Annotated in this window: 15 protein-coding genes; 2 read left to right on the top strand and 13 right to left on the bottom strand. The window is 41.5% G+C overall.

Translation table 11 applies throughout. The features are described from left to right. Window positions 1–119: 119 nt before the first annotated feature. Together ACOAOT_RS12755 and ACOAOT_RS12760 are read right to left on the bottom strand one after the other, a co-directional pair. Window positions 120–1,457 carry a sensor histidine kinase gene (locus ACOAOT_RS12755; protein WP_420217317.1) on the bottom strand — a complete coding sequence of 446 codons (1,338 nt, stop codon included), beginning with the start codon at window positions 1,455–1,457 and terminating at the stop codon, window positions 120–122. Next, on the bottom strand, window positions 1,450–2,151 hold the full coding sequence (locus tag ACOAOT_RS12760; RefSeq protein WP_420217318.1) for a response regulator transcription factor: 702 nt from the start codon (window positions 2,149–2,151) through the stop codon (window positions 1,450–1,452). Before ACOAOT_RS12760 ends, ACOAOT_RS12755 begins: the two co-directional genes overlap by 8 nt. Window positions 2,152–2,353: 202 nt before the next feature. On the opposite strand from ACOAOT_RS12760, the gene ACOAOT_RS12765 reads away from it, so the two are divergent. Further along, window positions 2,354–3,178, top strand: a complete 825-nt coding sequence (locus ACOAOT_RS12765; RefSeq protein WP_420217319.1) for a phosphatidylserine decarboxylase — start codon at window positions 2,354–2,356, stop codon at window positions 3,176–3,178. Between the two features lie 19 nt (window positions 3,179–3,197). Here the strand turns inward: ACOAOT_RS12765 and ACOAOT_RS12770 are convergent, their stop codons facing one another. Together ACOAOT_RS12770 and ACOAOT_RS12775 are read right to left on the bottom strand one after the other, a co-directional pair. Continuing rightward, window positions 3,198–4,967: an ABC transporter ATP-binding protein gene (locus ACOAOT_RS12770; protein ID WP_420217320.1), complete on the bottom strand. Its 1,770-nt coding sequence runs from the start codon at window positions 4,965–4,967 to the stop codon at window positions 3,198–3,200. A 2-nt stretch (window positions 4,968–4,969) separates the two neighbouring features. Further along, window positions 4,970–6,727: an ABC transporter ATP-binding protein gene (locus ACOAOT_RS12775; RefSeq protein WP_420217321.1), complete on the bottom strand. Its 1,758-nt coding sequence runs from the start codon at window positions 6,725–6,727 to the stop codon at window positions 4,970–4,972. Between the two features lie 117 nt (window positions 6,728–6,844). On the opposite strand from ACOAOT_RS12775, the gene ACOAOT_RS12780 reads away from it, so the two are divergent. Beyond that, entirely contained in the window at window positions 6,845–7,669 is an 825-nt protein-coding gene (locus ACOAOT_RS12780) for a MerR family transcriptional regulator (protein ID WP_420217322.1), read from the top strand. A gap of 81 nt (window positions 7,670–7,750) precedes the next feature. Here ACOAOT_RS12780 and ACOAOT_RS12785 read toward each other — a convergent pair whose 3' ends face one another. From ACOAOT_RS12785 to ACOAOT_RS12825, 9 genes are all read right to left on the bottom strand, one after another. Next, entirely contained in the window at window positions 7,751–8,242 is a 492-nt protein-coding gene (locus ACOAOT_RS12785; RefSeq protein ID WP_420217323.1) for a DUF4367 domain-containing protein, read from the bottom strand. 320 nt (window positions 8,243–8,562) lie between these two features. Continuing rightward, window positions 8,563–9,249 (bottom strand): hypothetical protein, encoded by a 687-nt coding sequence (locus ACOAOT_RS12790; RefSeq protein WP_420217324.1) that lies wholly within the window; start codon window positions 9,247–9,249, stop codon window positions 8,563–8,565. A gap of 156 nt (window positions 9,250–9,405) precedes the next feature. Continuing rightward, window positions 9,406–10,791, bottom strand: a complete 1,386-nt coding sequence (locus ACOAOT_RS12795; protein ID WP_420217325.1) for a family 43 glycosylhydrolase — start codon at window positions 10,789–10,791, stop codon at window positions 9,406–9,408. Window positions 10,792–10,820: 29 nt separating this feature from the next. Beyond that, entirely contained in the window at window positions 10,821–12,335 is a 1,515-nt protein-coding gene (locus tag ACOAOT_RS12800; protein WP_420217326.1) for a carboxylesterase/lipase family protein, read from the bottom strand. Between the two features lie 20 nt (window positions 12,336–12,355). Further along, on the bottom strand, window positions 12,356–14,308 hold the full coding sequence (locus tag ACOAOT_RS12805) for a right-handed parallel beta-helix repeat-containing protein (protein WP_420217327.1): 1,953 nt from the start codon (window positions 14,306–14,308) through the stop codon (window positions 12,356–12,358). 23 nt (window positions 14,309–14,331) lie between these two features. Continuing rightward, a complete protein-coding gene (locus ACOAOT_RS12810) occupies window positions 14,332–16,053 on the bottom strand; it encodes a type 2 periplasmic-binding domain-containing protein (protein ID WP_420217328.1) in 1,722 nt (573 codons plus the stop codon). A 31-nt stretch (window positions 16,054–16,084) separates the two neighbouring features. After that, on the bottom strand, window positions 16,085–17,029 hold the full coding sequence (locus ACOAOT_RS12815; RefSeq protein ID WP_420217329.1) for a carbohydrate ABC transporter permease: 945 nt from the start codon (window positions 17,027–17,029) through the stop codon (window positions 16,085–16,087). Then, a complete protein-coding gene (locus ACOAOT_RS12820) occupies window positions 17,029–17,949 on the bottom strand; it encodes an ABC transporter permease subunit (protein WP_420217330.1) in 921 nt (306 codons plus the stop codon). The genes ACOAOT_RS12815 and ACOAOT_RS12820 overlap by 1 nt, the downstream gene beginning before the upstream one ends. Window positions 17,950–18,247: 298 nt before the next feature. Next, the gene (locus ACOAOT_RS12825; RefSeq protein WP_420217331.1) at window positions 18,248–19,294 is read right to left on the bottom strand and encodes a LacI family DNA-binding transcriptional regulator; all 1,047 of its coding nucleotides are present in this window, start codon (window positions 19,292–19,294) and stop codon (window positions 18,248–18,250) included. Window positions 19,295–19,300: the final 6 nt, after the last annotated feature.

Here is a 19,300-nt window from a genome sequence, read left to right on the forward strand (position 1 = left end):
CTTTTTCAAAGTTGTTTTGCTTTGATAATACATATTCTAACAGCCCTTCCTTAAATATTTATGATTCATATCTTAACATTTCTGAACCTGTCTTCGAAATAACATGACTTTAAACTCGACTAGGTTTGAATTGGAAATAAAAGCTGAAGCCTGTATATCTCTTCATCTATATCTTCCCGGCATTCTCCGTTCATTGCTTCCATCATATAGCGTACATTTTCCATGCCGATTTTCGAAGTTTCCATAGGTTCTTCCTGATGCCGTATTTTGTTACAAATTTCTATTCCAATTGCAGTATCTTCATATACAGTGCGGATTCTGATCATCTCTTCCCGTTTGGCATACCGTACAAGATTCACGCTTAGATTATCTATAATCCGCGCTATATAATCCATTCTGATTACAACAGAGGCTACCTTCCAATCCAGCTCGGTCACGATATGTAATCCCTGGCTTTCCAGAAACAAAACCATCTCTGATAAGTAATCACTGAATACACTTTGAAATGTCCTGGTTTCTTCCAGATTTTCTTCTTTGTTTTTATCCATGACCTGACAGTATTCAAACAGGCGGTCTGATAATTCCTTCATCTGCACGGCTTTCAGCATGACTTTATCCAGATAATACTGATTCATTTTTTTATCCTTACTAACCTCTGACATAAGAATCTGCACATACATAGTCAACGCAGTAAGGGGGGTTCTTAAATCATGGGCAACGCCTATAATCAGATTCTGATTCGCCTGCCGCAGTTCATTCTCTCTCTCAAAATTATACTTAAGAGAACACCGAAGTTGATTTAAATCTTCTGCCAATTCTGCTAATTCATCTTTTCCTGTCACAGTAACTGGATGTTCCAGATATCCCCCCTGCATGATCCCAACTTCATTCTGCAGGCTTTGTATATATCGAATCCGTTTTCTGACTCCGCTGGTAAACAATATCATAAATGCAAGGAAACTGATTAAAAGTTCCGTGACAAGAGCATACATATGATACCGATAAGCAAATGCGCCCTGCAGAAATACTTCAGCCTTACCATCTGCAAAGATAAGCTGATAATAACTATCTCTATAATAAGGGACTTCCATTTCATTATACTCATCTTCGTCATTGACCAGGTCTGACACGTACAGCAAAGAATCATTACGGTATATCTCCAGATAAATAACGGATTGATTTTTTACCCATTCCGACAATTTGCGGCTGTCAGAAGGACTAATATTATTTTGTGTTACATAATCCTGCAATTTCTGAACTGTTTTTTCTTCAACCTTTTCCAGATAAGATGTTCTGGTAAAAAAAGAATTAATTCCTGCTCCCACAGCTATATTCAGTATAAAAAAAAGGAAACATGCAACAACTGCACTTGAAAAAAGCAGAAGAATCAGTTCTCCGACGAGGCTCCTCACAAAACAGCCCATTTTATCTTTTGCGAATATTAAAATATTACCCAATCCGATACCCCTTTCCCCACACGGTACAAATTCGTTTTGGTTCCTGAGGATTTTTCTCGATTTTCAGTCTTAGTTTTCGAATATGAACCATAATCGTATTGTTAGAGCCATAAAAATACGGTTCCTTCCAAACGCTCTCATATATATTCTGGGTAGAGAATATTTTGTTGGGATACTGTACCAAAAGTTTTAGAATTTGATATTCAATCTCAGACAGTTCCACATTTTGCCCTTCAATCAATACTTCATTATAAGCAAGATATACACGTATTCCCTTCCATTCCGCAAAAGATTCTTCTTCCATCTTTTCATGGTTTTTCCCCTGATATACATGATACCTGCGCAGCAATGCCTTAACTCTTCCCAAAAGTTCTGCATAAGAAAATGGTTTAGGCAGATAATCGTCTCCTCCTGCCATTAATCCCAGCAATTTATCTGATTCTCTGGCTTTTGCTGTTAAGAAAAGTATGGGAACATTGGAAATTTTACGTATTTCCTCGCATGTCCGGATACCAGATATCCCCGGCATCATAATATCTAAAATAACCAGATCATAGTCCTCATTAAGCATATCCAATGCTATGTTTCCTGATTCCGCTTCCGTAACCACATATCCTTCACTGCCCAGTAATACCCTTACTCCTTCTCTGATATCTGAATCATCTTCTACCATTAATATATTTCCGCTATTCATATTTTTCACCACCACCTGCATTATACTTTTTTTTGCCACAAAAATCTGCTAAATAATTCTTAAAATTTCTGAAGATCCTGCATTTTACTTTTCACATTTGGATGCGCTTCAGAATTGTTAAGAATTATTTCAGAATGGATTAATATATCAATGTGATAATTTTTACAGTGGAGAGGAAATAAATTCTGTTGGAGGTACCTGGATGAAAGAATCATTTTACATAAGATTTCTTTATAAGACGGCATTAGGACGCAGCATTCTCAAATGGCTGACACAGCCTGGTTTTTCCAGACTGGCAGCTAGATATTTAAATTCACCAGCATCAGGATGGCTGATTCCACTGTATATCAAAAAGTATCATATAACAGCAGAAGCCTGTGTAAACCAAAATTATCCCAGCTTTAACAGTTTTTTTACCAGAGAGAGAAACATTGTTCCACAGGACATTGAGCAGGCGTCGTCCCGGCTTGTAAGCCCCTGCGATGGCTTCCTGAGTGTTAATTCTATACAAACCGGGATCACATTCCGGATTAAGAATATATCCTATTCAATCGAACAATTACTTCAGAATCAGAAATTAGCCGCTGAATACCAAAATGGGATCTGTCTGATTTTTCGCCTGGCTCCTCAAAACTATCATAGATACTGCTTTGTAGATAATGGTCTGGCAGTGAAGCAGGTATCCATACCTGGTATTCTTCACTGCATGCACCCCATAGCTCTGAATACCTACCCTGTATATATTGAGAATTCCAGGGAGTATACAATTATTAATACCAGGAACTTTGATACTATTGTACAAATGGAAATCGGAGCGCTTATTGTGGGGAAGATTCACAATCACAATAACCACATCTATACGGAACGTGGTGCCGAAAAAGGATATTTTGAATTTGGTGGCTCAACAATTATTCTTCTTATTAAAAACGACATTGTTCAAATGGAAGAATATATTATTGACAACATGCAAAAAGGAATAGAAACAGCGGTAAAATACGGTGAGTTCATTGCATTGAGGCAACAATAAATCTATTATGCAGTTCTCATTATTGGCCGGCAAACTGGCTGTTATACAGCTGTTCATAGAACCCTCTTTTTAATAACAATTCTTCATGAGTCCCCTGTTCAATTATTGTTCCCTCATTCATTACCAGTATACAGTCTGCATCCCGAATTGTGGAAAGCCGGTGTGCAATGATAAAACTGGTTCTTCCTCTCATCAGATGATCCATTGCTTTTTGTATCTCCAGTTCTGTCAGGGTATCAACACTGGAAGTGGCTTCATCCAGGATAAGAAGTGGGGGATTGGCCAGAATCACTCTGGCTATGGTTAAAAGCTGTCTCTGCCCCTGAGATAAATTACTTCCCTCTTCTTCCAGAATCGTATCATATCCCTCCGGCATAGTCCGGATAAAATGATCCACTCTGGCCGCTTTGGCAGCAGCGATTATTTCTTCTTTATCAGCATCAAGAACACTGTAGGCAATGTTATCCCTGATTGTACCGCCAAACAGCCAGGTATCCTGAAGCACCATACCGAACTGTTTTCTTAATTCTGAACGGTTTAAGTCCTTTATATTGATCCCATCCAGTGTGATCGAACCGCCATTGGTCTCATAGAAACGCATGAGAAGATTGACCAGAGTCGTCTTACCCGCACCAGTCGGGCCCACAATTGCCACCTTATCTCCCGCCTTTAAGTGAAGATTTACATCCTGCATCAGAATTGAATCTTCCTGATAGCCGAATCTCACATGGTTAAAATCAATGTCACCCTTAATATTCTCTGTTTTTTCCTGTCCTGCTTTATCAGGAATTTCTTCTTCCATGTCCATGATCTCAAAAAAACGTTCTGAGGAAGCAATGGCGGACTGCATCACATTCATGATATGGGCACATTCAATAATGGGCTCAGAGGAACGATCAAAATACTGGACAAATGCCTGTACAGTACCAATGGAAAGCTTTCCCTGAATAATATACAGGCCACTCATTACCGCAATGAAAATATATCCGAAGCTGCTGATAAAACGTACCACAGGTGCCACAATATAGGTGGATACCTGAGCCTTATGACTATCCTCACACAATTCGCTGTTTATGATATCAAAATCCCCAATTGCTGTTTTCTCATGTCCAAACGCCTTAATAACCAGCTGACCTGTAAAAGACTCTTCTATGTTGGCGTTCATATGCCCAAGTGATGCCTGATATTTTGAAAAATTATTTCTGGATCTGGTAGTGATCCAGGATGTCAGAATTGCTGCAGCTCCTGCAACGGCAAGGGAGACAACGGTAAGCAGAGGACTGATCAGAAGCATCATAATCACTGCACCTGCGACGGTCAAAAGCGCGGTGATTAACTGCCCGGCTCCCTCCCTGAGTACTTCCACCACCTTTTCAATATCATTGGTCGTCCGGCTTAGCACCTCTCCCTTTTCGGTGGCATCATAAAACCCCAGAGGAACACGGCCAAGCTTTCTGCTTAAATCATTTCTCATCTGAAGTCCTGCAGTCTCAGATACGGAGGACATAATGTACTGCTCCACATATTTCAATATAAAATTTATGAGATAAAGAACCATTAAACAGCCAACATAACTGCCCACTGTCTGAACATTGACGTGAAATCGTGTTCCATGTGCAGCCGCTTCCTGGATACCCATAAAAATATGGTCAATTGCTTTTGCCAGCACAAACGGTGCAGCCAGGGCGGCCAGCGTACTGAGAAGGATGGAAGCCAGTACAGCACTCATTCTTCCTTTCTGTCCCCCAAATAAATACAATATCAACCGTTTTCCAGTATTCTTTTTCATAATTATACCACTTCCTTTTTAAGCTGCGACTCACTTAACTGGGATGCCGCAATCTGTTTATATGCAAGGCATTTCTTCATCAGCTCCTGATGGGTACCAATTCCTGCAATTTCTCCCTGATCAAGAACAATAATTCTGTCTGCATCAAGAATGGTGCTGATCCGTTGTGCAACAATGATAAGTGAAGCCTCTTTATTTTTAATTTCCTGCCGCAGAGCTTTCCTGAGTAATGCATCCGTTTTATAGTCAAGAGCAGAAAAACTGTCGTCAAACACATAAATTTCCGGCTTTCGTACCAGCGCTCTGGCAATTGCAATACGCTGCTTCTGGCCTCCTGAGAGGTTGGTTCCTCCCTGGGCTACGAAAGAATCATATCCCTTTTCCATGGAAGATATGAAGGTATGAGCCTGGGCTGTTTTTGCAGCCTGAATTATTTCCGTATCAGAGGCATCTTCTTTTCCGTAACGGATATTACTTGCAATTGTTCCACGGAAAAGAAAGGTTTTCTGAGGAATAAAACCAATCCTGGATCTTAACTCCTTTTGAGACAGGTTTCTGATATCAACACCGTCAATTAAGATCTCACCCTCCTCTACATCAAAAAACCGGGGAATTAAATTTGCAATGGTGGATTTTCCCGATCCTGTGCCTCCGATAATGGCAGTGGTTTCTCCTGCCTTTGAGGCAAAGGAAATCTTATTTAATACAGCCTCTTCTGCATTGGCGTAACGAAATGATACATTACGGAATTCAAGCTGTGCACGAATGGGAGTCTGGGCACTACCTTGCGCCAAAGCGTTCTCCTTATCCTGTATCTCCGGTTCTAAATCCAATACTTCACTAAGTCTTTCTCCACAGGACTGTGCCCGCGGTATTTCCATAAATACCAGTATTGCCATTGTCACTGTAAACAGAATGATGGTGAGATATTCAATCAGCGCGAAAATACTGCCGATTTGCATCATCCCCTCAGAGACCTTCACTCCTCCGAATAACAGAATACAGATAATCCCAAGGTTTGTTAACAATGTAAGTGTGGGTAAAAGAACAGCAAAAATTTTATTGGTCTCAATTGCAATATCACAATACTCCTTACAGGAACTGCCAAAACGATCTTCTTCATATTTCTCCCTGTGGAATGCCCGAATCACCCGGACACCAGAAATTATTTCCCGAAGAATCCTTGTCAGATTATCCATTTTTACCTGCAGCTGGCGAAACAGAGGGATCGCCTTACTTCCTATGGAAAAAGCAATTCCGCCTGTTATTCCAATGATTGCCGCCATTACCAATCCCATAGTTGCATTGGTGCGAAACGCCAGTACCAGACCTACCACAGCCATGATGGGAGCAGGAAGAAGCATCTGCAATATCATCATGAAAGACCGCTGAATTATGGTAATATCGTTGGTACAGCGGGTGATCAGGGAAGCTGATCCAAATTTCTGATAATCGCTCATGGAATACTCCTGGGCCTTTACAAAAACTGCCCGGCGTAAGTCTCTGGCAAAACTTGAGGCAACTTTTGATGCAAATACCGCCGATGCAATATAAGTCACACCACTTAAGACGGCAATTAGCAGCATCAGCCCTCCCATTTTGTAAACATAGGGCATATCACCCTTTAAAGCTCCCTTATTTATAATCTTTGCAAATACTCCCGGCAGATACAATACACAGATATTGTTCATTAACGTAAAAAGTACAGCACACACCGCTATCCACTTATAAGGCTTCATCAAATGTAATAATTTTTTCATATAAACTCCTGCTTTCCCTTAAACTTTCATCATCTAACGCTCACGTCATTGACAAATTCCTTATCGTGTGACATTATAACGTATAGTGTAACCCGATAGTCAAGAGGAGAAATAAAAATGATTCATGAGCAATATCTTACGACCAGTGAATTCGCCAAAGCCTGCGGAGTAACGAAACATACGCTGTTTCACTATGATGAAATCGGCATTTTGAAACCGGAATATGTAAATGAGAAAGGCTACCGTTTCTATTCTTTAAAACAATTTGCAACATTTGACATTATTGAAGTACTGCAAAAAGCAGGGACGCCCCTGAGCGAAATTAAAGAATATTTAGAACATAAAAGTCCGGCACGGTTTCTTTCGGTTGTGGAAGAAAAAAGGAAACAACTGATACTTGAACAAAAGAAGCTGAAAAGAATGGAGAAGCTGCTTCAAACCACCTACGATATGACGAAAAATGCGTTAAGTGTTATCTGCAATGTTCCTTATACGGAAAACCAGGAAGAGGATTATTATATTGTAGCACCTTTGTCCAGTAACGGTGCCGAAAATGAAGATGTGAAAAAAATGGGAGAGCATTATGATTATTGCGCCGCTCATCAGATTGAGCTCACTTATCCATTTGGTACAATTACCGTAAAATCTGATTTAGAAAAACAGATATATGACAGGCCCGCATACTTTTATAACAAATTAGGGAAAAAATGTACCGGAGAAAAAGTACACATAAAACCCAGAGGCAAATATGCTGTTATTAATCATAAGGGCCCATATGACACGCTGCCTAAATCCTATGAAACTCTGGCAGACTATATTAACAATTCGAATCTGCAGATTGCAGGAAATGCCTACGAACAGGAAATACTCAGTTATCTGGCTGCGGAAGATCCTTCCGAATATATCATACAGATTGCCATTGAAGTTATATCACAGGACTAAAAGGAAAGGTGCCGCTCAATTGTTATTTTTGCGGCACCACCTTCTTTAATTATTCCCTCTGTGTAACAATCACTTATTTTATTAACTGATATTTTCAATCATATGAATCATATCCGTTTTATCAATACCGTTTTCTCCAGGAGTTACCGTAATGGAAAATATAAAATCCCCGTTGGTCCAGAGTGCATTGCTTACCTTGCCACCATTTCCCTTAATTACAACCTCCAGGTCTCCAATCATGATTGTGTCTTTTTCGTCGTATACGTTGTAGTCACCGCTGATGTCTTCGATTTTTTTGCCTTTCTTCGCCTGTCGGAAGGTTATTTCATTCTCACCATTCTTATATATAATCTGAACCAGATCGCCCTGAATCGCCTGAATCACGCTCTCTGTATAGCCTTCTGGAATTTTATCCGGTGCTGTGACTTTAAATCCTGCAATTTTTTCTGCATCTTTTAATGTTTTGCAATCCAAAAAGGGATTCGGGATCTGGGTGTTATCAGATTGCCTGGAACACCCGGTAAAAGACAAAACCATAATTGCACAAAACATAATAGCACATAACTTTTTCATAATAGATTCTTCCTTTCTTGTCCGGGACACTCGTCCTCACAGTAAAAATAAATTTCAGCAAAATATTCGTGTTCCATATCTTTATGAAGCAAGGCAAATTTATATTTGATATGAATAACAGTATCACTCAGATGAAAATGGCTGCAGAGCAAGGGTGCAAGCCAGGCCGGCTGGGCAATTCCCACTGCCGATCATTCCATGCTGAGAGCTCCACTGGTTCATTCAGAGTCTCTGACTGTTTTAACTGCGCTCTTCGCTCCAAGAAAGCTTGCGGATAAAGAATATTATGAAGAAATACGACAATTTCTAAAAACAATCAATTAATCAATGAGAGAATAGATTTGGATACTTGCCACTTTTTTATTCTTAATATGAAAGTTCATTACATTTGCGTAATCTTCTTCCTCAAAGCGGAAATCGTCTTCCTCATTGCTTAATTCACCGCCTATTAAATTGCCTTCCGGATAAGCTTCTTTCAACGTTTCAAAGCTGTCTCCCACCTTTACGTTTCTCACGGTCGAATATTGGGAGCCGATTATTTCAATCTGATAAATATATGACTTGTTATTTTCTCCTGCATCAATGGTTTTAATTACAAGACCTGGATAAAGGTACTGCTTCTCTGTCTTACCTGTTAGTTGATCCATATTTAATCCATCTGAAGAAGAATACGTATGGGTTTTTGTGTCTTCCGCTTTTCCAAGTATGGCTTCCATCTTTTGGTCATCTGTAAAGTCCAGAAGGGTAATTGTTTTTCCATTGTAAATGAAACCAAGCTCCTTTAACGATTCTTTTGTTTCATTTTCAGAATCACTGATAACAGTGGATTGGGCTGCTGTGGAGGGAGCTTTTGTGGTTTCGATTTCGTTTTCGGTACTAACTGATACTTTTGCGGGAGCAGTTGTCTCATCTGGTGATTTTACTCTGTTCTTTCCGCAGCCGCCCAATGCACCCACACATAATACCAAAAAACCGGTAACAATGGCTATTTTTATTAATGATTTCATCCCTACTCCTTTCAATCAGTTAAGTTCTTTTTCCACTTATTGTACCCGTTATTCCTACTAATTAACAAAGTTTTTATGAACAGCTTTATAGAAAAAAAACTGCTGCAGTTAAGAATCGTTCTGCAGCAATTTTTGTTATTTAATTAATGATTTAAATCACTCTAATGAGAAGGATAATAAACTTGCATTTCCACTTCCTCTGTAAGTCAGATAAATTGCCTGTTTCCCTTCTTCCAGTTCTAAATCAGCAGAGTAGTCTTCCCACACATTGGTATACTTTATCTGTATCGTGGCAAGAATTTTTCCATCCCATGCATGTTTCACTTCGAAATACCCGGCTGCATAACCTCTCGTTGTAATGGTGATACGCTTACTATCCCCACATTCAAAATATTTAAATCCCGCCGTGACACCATCTGTTATATTGGCAATGTATCCTGGCTCTTCGTCTCCATCTCTGCCATCCTGCATGATCTTCGGAATTGGAACTTCCGATTTTTGCTCCGTCTGAAATAAATTACACGCCAGATAGGCACCATATGTTCCTTTCCCCGGCAGAACACCTCCCATACCGCTGGTTGTGATCTCCACCTGGGGGATCTTTCCGTCTTCCAGAATCGTAACAGGCTCTGCGCAGCCCTGGCGGCTGTACCAGGTTCCATTGGTATGCCTGTGATAAAAAATATACCATTTCCCCAGAATTTCTACCATGCTTCCGTGATTATTGGCTGCAAAAGCTGTGTGCATCCTGGCTGGTTTATATGTATCAATTCCCTCATCACAATTGCTGACAATCACTCCACCATAAGTAAATCCACCTACCGGGCTGTCACTGACAGCGTAGCAAAGTTCATGCATAGCTATTGAAGAATAGATAAAATAATAGGTATTGCCTTTTTTCCTGATGGAAGGTGCTTCAAAGAATTCATGCCCCTCAAAACCAGTACCTGCACTATATGGCTTACTTGGTGCAATCACAACAGGTTCTTCTAAAATGGTTACCATATCATCTGCAAGCACCGTCACCATAGCGCCATATCTGGTGTCATCCTGGGGGCCGCAGAAACCGCAGTAGAGATAGATTTTATTATCTTCTCTTAATACTCCAGGGTCGAACTGGGGCTGGTCACCCGGCCGCTCTCCCAGACGCCCTCCACTGTGATCCTTTACATATCCGTAAAACTCATATCTGCCTGCCGGAGTATCACAAACTGCAACCGATACCACCGGGACCTTGTCAAGGACGTAGTAAAGATAATATCTGCCGTCGGATCCCATGACCACATCCGGCGCATAAAGACACATCTTTCCCTCTTTGTTCATGGGATCACTTGTTTTTGGATAAATCACGCCTTCATACCGCCAGTTTCCAAGATCATCCACTGGTGCTGACCAGCAGACGTAATCTCCCAGGCAGAAAACGTAACCATTAAAAAAATCATGGGAACCATAGACATACACTCTGTCCCCAAACACATATGGTTCCCCGTCTGGAATATATTCCCATGAGGGCAAATAGGGATTCACTGCATTTTTTTTCATCTTATCTCCATTTCTGCAATCACCTGTTGCTATACGAATTTTTCCTTCAGCCTGTCTAATAAAAATTTCATCAGTTCCTGCTCATTCTGCTGATTCATAGCAATTTTTTCTGTGGAAAACAAAATTCCATCCGGATTTTCATTTGTAAACGGCTGCCATACCGGCATTGGTGTTCCATCTGCATCATCTCCGTTTGGATCGCCTGTCTTAACAAAATTCGTCCAGTAATTTGCCATGCATCTGGCCAGATCGTAATGCTTTCCTTTAAAAGGCCTCCAGCATTTTGCAAGTGTTTCAAAAAAGAACCATAAATCCACGGAATGAAAGTTCCCCGGTTGATCCCAGCCTGGAATATCTGCATCAAAGGTATAATAATAGCAATTAACCGGATTGCCACTTTGGGCATTTTTATGAAATAATCCCCTTACGGCAAACTCTATGCTGCTTACGGAACCGGAATTTCCTTCTTCATCCCTCTTTTCGCTTCCCAGTAGACGAAGAAATTCCTCTTCCCGCCCAGGAAACAGCGTCTTTATCTTATCCATTAACTCCTCATGGGAATCTGAATGGATGGAATCAAAAAATTCATCCGAAGTATTACCCGCCATAACGGGAACCATGGCTCTCTTATTTTCCATAAAGCGTTGAAAAGAATTACCAAAACAAAACACTTTGTCTATGACAGTTCCCATAAAGCCGCCAAACTGCTCATATTTTTCATGCAGCAGCTTTCCGTCCATGGCTCTTGCCTGAGCCAGATCTTTTGCGCCGATAAATTCAAAGAATTTCTCACCTGTTTTTTCTGCATCCGCAAGTATATGGCTGAATGGATCGGAATTTTGGTCGTATGGGCGGCAGAAAACTCCGCTTAACACGATTGCTTTTTGAAACAGACCCTCACTTTTTGGCGTGGTCAGATGGGTCATTACACTGCCGCCCCCCGCTGACTGCCCTGCAATGGTTATATTTTTAGGATCGCCTCCAAATGCCTCTATATTTCTCACAACCCATTTTAATCCCTCCAGCTGATCCAGATGGCCAAAATTAGACGGAGCCTCAGGCTGTGTGGCAGTCAGTTCCGGATGGGACAGAAATCCAAACAAATTCACCCGGTAATTAACGGAAACCACAATGACCCCTCTCCTGGCCAACCGCTCTCCGTCAAATTCCATCTCGGCAGTATATCCACATTGCAGTCCGCCTCCAAAATACCATACCAGAACAGGCAGTTTCTCATCCGCTTTCTTTGCTCCGGTCCAGATATTCAGATAAAGACAGTCTTCACTCATTGCTATCTCCGGATCCACATGCCATTCCCTGTCATAGATATTATCACTCAGCCCCGGCACTCCCTGCATGGATATGGGCGCAAACCGGAAACAGTCCCGGACTCCCTCCCAGTTCTCACATGGCTTAGGCTCCCGCCATCTGTTTTCTCCTACCGGCGGTGCTGCAAATGGAATTCCTTTAAATGCAGTGATTCTGGGATCTGCGGCCTCAATTCCTCTTACCAGACCATTTTCCGTCTCTGCTATACGAATCATAATAGCCCCCCTTTCTTACTTTACAGTTTTCTTGGATCAATGTGATAGATCTTTTCAGGTGCCAGATCTCCAAAGGGACCAGGATTGCATTGATCACCCTCCAGCAGCATTCCGAAGAAATCACTGGAAACCTGGGGATCTTTTTTCACCGTTTTAACATCCTCTATTTTCATCACGTACTGATGCCGTTGTCTTCCCCTCATAGTATCCCATGGATACTTATCTGCAGAATGGAACTGAAGTGTATACTGCTTCGTATCCACATCGATCTGAAAGATTCCCTCCTGCCCCTCTTTATCAAACCCATAAAAATCCTGCCATGCAGGAAGGTCAAGACAGCAGGGAGGAGCCGGATATAGAATTCTTAAATACCCCCCATTCATGGAAACATAGAGATTTCCCTCCGCCTCATTCTTTTCCGTGGGCATTTTTATAGCTGCTTCTCCGCATTCATAAAAGATGTTATTTATGAAATGAGCGTCTCTTGACGTACCTCCCCTGAGATTGCCATGCATGCGAAAGGCAACTGCCTTGGCAAAATATCCGGCACTCCGGCATTTCCCGATTAAATTGTTGGCAATGTATAAATGATCCGTTCCCTCGGCGTAAATTGCATATCCATTCACAATTCCGTCTTCTTCCATCTTATACCATCCCGAAGAACCAGCCTCTTCCTGGACTTTCCCCGCATCAAACCTGCCTTCTACGTTCCAGAATATATTATTATCAATTAAATTAACGCCGTCTCTGGTGCACTCTATAAAAACAGCTTCCCGCTGTTCAATTCCGTCCAAGAATAAATTTTGTGTAATCCGGTTGTTTTCATTGTTACAGTCCAGCCACAAATGATCTGCCCGAAATGTCCTGGTGAAAATGTTTCTTCTGATCAGACTGTTGGTACAATTATGTATTTTCATGCCTCCGGCTTCCCAGGACAGCTCCATCTTCTGCCATCCTGTTCCTTCAATCACATTGTCTTCGATCAGAAGATTCTGGGCAAATAATCCGGCAATGCCGCATACGCCTGCATCTTTAATCCTGCAGCGGCGTATGATGGTGTTTCCGATGATCTGATCTTCTGGCACACAGTGATGCCAGCATTCATTTCCCATGTCAATTCCCACACCATTAGCCCAGTCCACTTCGCAGTCTTCAATGATCCAGTGATGCCCTCTGAAACAGGAGATCGAACCTCTCTGGGGAACCGGCGCACCGCCAGCTGCATGTGCACAGGTAATTCCCTTCACCTTTATATAGGATAAAAATGGAATCTCTGGTGCAAAACACTGCTCCCGGCATGTGATCTCTATCAGATGTTTACCCGGATCCTGGTCACCACTTAACCGGAAATGAACAGTCTGGCCATTGGCCTCCACCCAATACCCATTCTCCTGTGTTCCCAGCTGGCCATAAAGCTGCACCTGTAACAGAGGCTTTCCGTCACAAAATACCATTCCCCGCCTGTTTAAATACGTGGTCATATCGGTTTTATCATATTCCAGAAACAGTCTGTCATGAAGAATATTTACTGCACAGAACGGATTGTATCCCTTAAAATCCTCGGGATTCAGTTTTAACTCCCAGATGGCAATCCCTTCCGCTAATGCATCCGTGGAAAAATGGTTTAGTCTCCAGCCCTGGCTCCGGGTAAAATCCCTTACCTCCACAGAAGCTTTAATCCATACCGGTTCCTTCTGCCACGCCTCGTAGCAGATCATCTGATCCGGCCCGGTTCCGCCCATGGCAGGGTGTACACATTCTCTGTACACACCGCCATGAATCCATACCCTGGTTCCCGGAACCGCAACAGATGCCGCTTCATTTATGGTCAGAAAGGGTTTCTGGATACTTCCGTCACGTTCCCCCGACTCCCCAGCCTGATTGCAGTCGACATGCAGCTCCTGCTCATATCTTTGTTCCTGCTCCCAGAACGCGAAGCTATTGCCCTCCGGAAGTATTGACGTAATATCCATAATTTCTCCTCTTTCATGAGTCTTTATTTTTTATTGACTGCCAGTTTAGCGTCTAACTCAATCTGGTACTTATCTTTGTCAAACTTAGACAGTTCCTGGAATCCCATTCCGTCCATCTGGGTACACATCTCACTCCACAGGGAATCAAACTCTCCATCATCCTTTGCATAAATCATTCTCCAGGAATAATCACTGAATACATCGCTGCACTGTTTGCGGATAATCGATATATCAGCCGAATCACTTGGAAGGGATACGCTGACATTGGGGCTGATTAACAGAATATTATTCTTCTTCATATAATCAACAGGTTCTGCTGCACCGAATTTAGCTGCCCAGTCTTTCTTCATCTGCGTCATTGTGGCTGCCTTATAGGTACTCCAGTAATCTTTGTTATAGGGTTCTCCTGTAGCCGGATTTGTACTGATGGCATCCACCATCCACTGATTAATTGCATTATTTCCGTCGTTGAATCCGCCGCCGCCGAATTCGTCTGGTACGGTGACATTATCCATTAACGCATTGTCATTGATGTATGTATATTTTCCGTCACCGCCTACCGTATAGTTAAATCCTTTCAGGCCAATGTGCTGATAATTTAATCCCTCCGGACTGGCATACCAATTGAGGAAATCCATAATTCTCTGATACTTGGCATCATCCACCTGGGAACCGACGGCAAAAACACGTCCGCTGCCGTAATAGGTATCTGCATCTGCATAATAGATCTGATCCTTAATGGGTGTATAAATAAATGCTGTGCCATCCTTTAACCGGTCCTGTGTATTCCAGAATCCAACCTGCCAGTTATACCACATGAGATAAACTCTTCCGGTCTTCATCTTATCGCAGGCCGTATTCCAGTCCTGGGTACCGGAATCAGGATCTACGATACCTCTTCTGTTCGCGTCATTTAAGAAATGAAGCATTTTATAATAGGCACCATCTTTGCTGTTTACAGGGATAAATGTATTATCTGGTTTTAAAATATTGGAGCCTTTTATTATTTCTCCATACCAGGTTGTCAGCTGTGCAACATTGGCGATTCCCAGCATCCCGTCTCCGCCATCCCAGTCTTTCCACAAAGACAGGGGATAGGCCGGATCTCCGGCACTGTTGGTGGGGTGAGCCTTCATCATCTTTTCCAGGATATCTAAGAGATCATCCGTATTCTTTATATCCGGGCGCCCCAGTTCTGAGTAAAGATCCCATCTTAAAAGGGGGCTTGATTTAATTACATCCTGAGAATAGGAAGTGGGGGATGTATTGGTCATCTGGCATGGAATTCCATAAATTTTACCATCTTTATTTTCCGGCAGAGCCTTATTTAATACAGTAATCTGATCGTTATATGTCATTAAATCAGGATAATTTTTGATATCTGCCGAGATATCTTTAATTAATCCTGCTTTTACACAGTCTGTAAAATCCGTGCGTTCCAGCACAACAATATCACCTAAATTTCCCGTACTGCAGCGGGTCTGGTAAATTCCGTTACCGGCCACCTGAGGCGATATCATATTCAGTTCGATGTTAAACTTATCCTTTACTACCTTTGCAAACCACCCAGCCTGGGTTCCCTGATAATTTGCAGCAACATCATAAAAATCAAATGTCATTGGTTCATCATAGTTCCCCGCTGCTGTTTTTGTTGCCTCCGTTGCTGTCTGCCCCGCACATCCTGCCACCATAACTGCCGCCATAGCTGCTGACAGCACCTGAAACGCCCTCTTTTTTACTCTCATACACTGCTCCCTTCTTTTATTTGCATTGTTATTATCCTTTTACAGCTCCGATCATAATTCCTTTTACAAAAAATTTCTGGAAAATTGGATAAATTAATATAATCGGTGCCACTACTACAATTGTAACGGTCATACGAATGGAGGTTGAAGTCTGGGAGTGAGCCAGGCTTGCCGCCATCTGTGCCGAGGAAGCATTACTATTGGCAAGTGACTTCAAAGAACTTGCCTGATTAATGTACTGGTAAAGGGTAAACTGAAGCGTATACAGGCGTTTATCCGTTACCAGAAGCAGTGTATCCTGAAATGCATTCCATTGGTTAACTGCGGTAAAGATTGCCACGGTTGCAAGAATGGGTTTTATTAATGGGGTAATAATCTGGAAGAATATTTTAAGTGTGCCAGCCCCGTCTATCTCCGCCGCATCCTGCAATTCCCCGGGTATGGATTCCACAAAGGTCTTGCATAAGACAATGTAAAAGGGTGATACTGCAAGCGGCAGAATATAACCCCAGAAATTATTGGTTAAGTGAAGATTCCGCATCGTAATATACCAGGGGATAATACCTGCATTAAAATACATGGTTGCTACCACAAAGCGATACCAGAATTTCCTTTTCCACATGGATTCCTTTGTAAACATATATCCCAGAAAAGCTGCGATAAATACGGTGACAATTGTCCCAATCACCGTCCTGGCAACGGAAATCTTAAGAGCCGAAAACAAACCGGGAATCTTAAGAACAGAAATATAATTGTTAAAATGAATTCCAATGGGCCAGAAAAGTACCTTCCCTCTTTCGCTTAAATTATTGGCACTGATGGTATTAATGAATATGTAGTAAAAGGGATAAACGCATATAAATGTAAAAAATAAATAGACAATACAGGTAATGGTATCAATCACATAATCTTCTAAACTTCGTTTTCTTTTATGCTTTTTAACGATTTCTCTCATTTCTTCCCCTTTCTGCTTCATTAAACAAACCCTTCCCCTCTTACCATCTTGGAAATCTGGTTTGTCGCACACAGCAGCAATACACTTACAATACTTTTAAACATGCTGATGGCAGTTGACAGGGAATAACCCCCGCTTCCCATCGCAATATTGTAAACATACAAATCCAATACCTGAATGTAATCTTTATTAAAGGCATTTTGAAAAACGAAGTACTGTTCCAATCCATTTGTCAGAAAATTAGCGAGATTAAGCATCACAAGCACAAAAAATGTGGGAATTAAACCAGGGATTGTGATATGCCAGATCACCTGCATTCTGCTGGCTCCATCTACTCTGGCAGCTTCCTTCAGCTGTTCATCGATTCCGGATATGGCTGCAATGTACATAATCGCTGCCCACCCTGCGTTTTTCCAGGTAAGCCACAGCCACATTTTAAACCAGATATGATTTGCAGACTGGAGAAACAGCTGGGGCGTCTCTAATATTCCCAGATTCAACAGCAGGCTGTTTATAACACCGGTACTGCTAAATACGCAGTATGCAATGGAATACACCAGAACCCAGCTGATGAAATTGGGCAATGTCGTCGCAGTCTGGACAAATACTTTAAATGGCTTCCATTTAATTTCATTGAGAAAGACTGCAAAAATCATGGGGAACCAGGAAAACAAAAGGCTGAGTCCGCTGATGGCAAAGGTGTTTCTTAAAACAGCCAGCAGCTGTTTTAGCTTAACGTCATTGGTTAAAAGAGACGTAAACCATTTGAAGCCCACAAACTGTTTCATACTAAGAGGAAATGGCGGCTTATAATCAAAAAATGCATAGATCCAGCCATATAACGGATAATACGAAAACACAGCAACTAAAATAAGAAACGGTAACACGTACATAAACTCTCTGAATGCCCTTGCTTTCTTCCTGTCATTAAACATTCTCATGAAATCATCCTTTCCTGTTCTTACAGTTTCTTAACATGTTAAGGATTTGTATCCCCCTTTGTAAAACGTTTTACCTATTGAATAAAATTATATTCCAACCTATGTATATAGTCAACTAATATTGTTTTTATTTTGTATCATTTGTATGTTTTAAACAACTATTAATTCATATAATTATACTTAATTACTATGTTTTTTCTTTTTTATTTATGTATAAAACGTTTTACATTAAACCAAAAAAGCAGATGCCGTCTGAGTGTCATGGCATCTGCTTTTTATCTGTGCTGCTGTTGATCTCTTATATTAATTTTTTTACTGATTTTCGGAGAACCATAGTACATGGCAGCGCTATCTGATTCATCTGCTGCTCTACCTCTCCCTCTTCTTTGTCTAATGTCCGGATTAATAACTCCGCCGCCTTTTTCCCAATCTCTTTTAAGGGAAGGGCCGCCGTGGTCAGCGAAGGGCGGAAATATTCGGCTATCACCTGATCATCAAATCCAACCACGGATACATCCTCCGGTGCTTCCAGTCCATTCTCTTCCAGATAATCATAGACTCCGCCTGCGATCACATCCGAAAAGCAGAATATGGCTGTAACGTTCTTCCTGATCAGTGTGTCAGCTCCTTCATAACCACTCTCCCGGTCCCAGTTTCCATAGCATACAAGATCTGGATTGTAAAATATTTTTCTGTCATACAAGGCTCTCTGGTATCCAAGAAGCCGTTTATCCATATGGATGTTATCTTTTCTTCCACCGATCACTCCGATCTTTTCGTGGCCCATTTTCAGAAGATAATCTGTCATATCATATCCACCCTTCTCATCGTCAATTACCACGGAAGGGAACTGGGGCGTATGGGGATACCCGTAGGTCATGACTACCGGAATACTAAAATCGTCATCAAAACATCGCATATTTCTAGCGTGCCCCGGTACATAAATAATCCCATCCACTTTAATCGACAAAAGCTCCTGAATCGCTGGATTTAAGACAGAATAATATTCCTCTTCATCCTGATACCATTGTTCATTCCATCTGGCATACAGACGAAGATTCACCATAATTGTTCTGTAATTTTTAGTTTCACAATAAGACATGATGCTTTCAATGATAATAGGAGCAGAAAAAAGCGAGATATCTTCGGCAATGATCCCAATTAATTTGGTCTTTTTCTTTCGCAGACCCTGAGCAATATAGTTGGGTTGATAACCGGTTTCCTTTATCACCTGTAATACTCTCTGCCTTGTATCCTCACTTACTTTTGGTATCCCATTTAAAATGTTGGATACCGTGGATACGGATACGCCACATCTTTTTGCTATTTCCTTTAATGTCACCATGGCATT

The organism is Lacrimispora struthionigena, from assembly GCF_048627165.1.
In the GTDB taxonomy this organism is placed as follows: domain Bacteria; phylum Bacillota; class Clostridia; order Lachnospirales; family Lachnospiraceae; genus Lacrimispora.